At 64.3% G+C, this 244-nt stretch carries 1 protein-coding gene; it reads right to left on the bottom strand.

The window, feature by feature from the left end:
- Positions 1–244 (bottom strand): hypothetical protein (locus EN955_RS35830; protein WP_245492862.1); only part of this gene is annotated, 244 nt, incomplete at both ends.

Below are 244 nucleotides of genomic sequence, written 5' to 3'. Positions count from 1 at the left end.
TTCGACCGGATCGACTGGAGCAACCGGCTCTACCGGCGCCACAGGTGCAACCGGTAATACCGGAGCAACTGGCTCGACCGGATCGACAGGTTCGACCGGCTCTACTGGGGCAACAGGTTCGACCGGATCGACCGGAGCAACCGGCTCGACCGGCGCCACAGGAGCAACCGGTGATACCGGAGCAACTGGCTCGACCGGATCGACAGGTTCGACCGGCTCTACTGGGGCAACAGGTTCGACCGGA

This window comes from Mesorhizobium sp. M7A.F.Ca.CA.001.04.2.1 (assembly GCF_003998485.1).
Classification (GTDB): domain Bacteria; phylum Pseudomonadota; class Alphaproteobacteria; order Rhizobiales; family Rhizobiaceae; genus Mesorhizobium; species Mesorhizobium ciceri.
The sequence above is the reverse complement of the archived record's forward strand: the minus strand, read 5'-3'. Positions and strand labels throughout refer to the sequence as shown.